General features: G+C 60.7%; 1 protein-coding gene and 1 pseudogene. Both read right to left on the bottom strand.

Going from position 1 to position 1,661, the window contains the following annotated elements; all coding sequences use genetic code 11:
- On the bottom strand, positions 1-1,227 hold a 1,227-nt coding region (locus ACIPZB_RS27200), incomplete at its 3' end, for a phosphatidylserine/phosphatidylglycerophosphate/cardiolipin synthase family protein (protein WP_400643486.1).
- Positions 1,224-1,661: pseudogene (locus ACIPZB_RS27195) on the bottom strand (Rhs element Vgr protein); the annotation flags it as partial. The gene ACIPZB_RS27200 and the pseudogene ACIPZB_RS27195, both read right to left, overlap by 4 nt.

Below are 1,661 nucleotides of genomic sequence, written 5' to 3'. Positions count from 1 at the left end.
CATGCGCTGGGTGTTCACCGTCCCTGCGCCGATACCGTCGTCGGTAGCATTGGTGACAACGAACAGGTGCAAGGCGCCATGCACCCCTGGATCTCTCCCGCCGCAGGTTTGGTCCAATGCGGCTTTCTTGATCGCTTCGGCCAGCGGCGGCCAGCGGAAGTACTGGTTCTCGATATAGATGAATTGGGTAGCATTGTTCACCGCCTGTAGGTAGAGCCACTCGATTTCACGCTTCATGCTCATCTGCGGCTGGGTTCGTAGCAGTTGACACATCAACCGTTGACCGCTGCCCGTCTTGAGGTTCAACGCCTCGGCCACAATTTCCGCCTGCCGGCTGACCAGCAGGTCTTCACCAGTTTCCTTACACCAGGCCTCGGCAAAGTTGGCGTGCAGGTGCTTGAGTACCGGGCCACTGACCTGGCTGGAGATATCCTGACGTGGCTGTATGCCACGCGGGCCTCGGTCCGGGGCCGGTTTGGTGTGTTCGCTACGGTTCAGTGCCGAGTGATCGTCGGTGTCCCAGTACTCGTCGAGCAGGTTGTGCCCCATGACAAAGCCGACCGCGCGGTCGGCCAGTTCGTAGTCGACCAGCACGCTCTTCTGGTGATGGGTGGCCGTCAGCTTCAAGGTCTGGCGCATCTTTGCGCTGATGTGTGGATCAAGGCTGTGACGCTTCGCCTGATAGGCAATTTCGGCGCGTTCTCGCCAGCTGAAACCACGGCTGACAAACACTGGGTAGCCACTGTCGACGCGAGTTGCAGCTTTGCCGTCATCGACCTCGCACAATTTGAACCAGTCACGGTCGAATGCGTACTGCGTCTCGGTCGAGCTCTGCAGGGCACGATCCTTGAGCCGCAGCAGCCCCTTGCCCGGCAGGTTGGCCTCGCCGGCGAAGCCGGCGGTGTTGAATGGCATTTCCCAGCCCAGCACTCGCACCTGCACGCCTTCACGTGCCTTGGCCAACAACAACTCGCCCAGACACGGGGCACTGCCATCGCGGATCAAATACATCGAGGGTTGGAAACCCCAGCAGATGATGTCGACCGACTTCTGCGCGGCGGCAATGGCCAGGTGCACGGCACGGAAGGTTTCCTCGCCATTGACCAGCGGGGTGTAACGGGCGAGTGCGGGGTCGTAGTCCGTTTCCTCGACGAACCAGGGGGGAGTGAAGGTGCATTCATCGGTGTACTGGAACACGAGAGGTACAACAGTTTCGCTCTGACTCATGCTTGGTCTTCCTGATCAAACAGCGTGACGTACTGATTGCGTGCTTTGGCGGTGCGGTCAGCGATCGATGTGTGGCGACGCAGGCCACGGGTGGCTAGATGACCTTGCTCCGCGTTGCGGTACTGCTCAGGGACCGGGATTTGCAGGCTGACGTTGTTGGCGAAGCAAACCGTGTATTGGCGGGTCACGACTTGGTGATCCACCTTCAGCGCGCCGCTTTCGTCCACTACGCCCTGCTGCAGCACGACTCCATCCGCCAACAGTGTGTAGGGCATCCCGGCCCAGGTGGCCGTGGTTGCGTTGGGGACTTGGGGTAGCTTCAGCGTCATCCGCTGCGGCGTCTGGCGCTTGGGATATTCCGGGTGCGCGGCCTTCATGCTGGCCGGGCCGCTGTAGTCGAAGTACGCCGACTTGACGTTGTAATCACCCTCGGT

Origin of the sequence: Pseudomonas sp. NPDC089396 (genome assembly GCF_044749545.1) — a bacterium.
Taxonomy (GTDB): Bacteria; Pseudomonadota; Gammaproteobacteria; order Pseudomonadales; family Pseudomonadaceae; genus Aquipseudomonas.
This window is presented reverse-complemented; position numbering and strand designations above follow the sequence as displayed.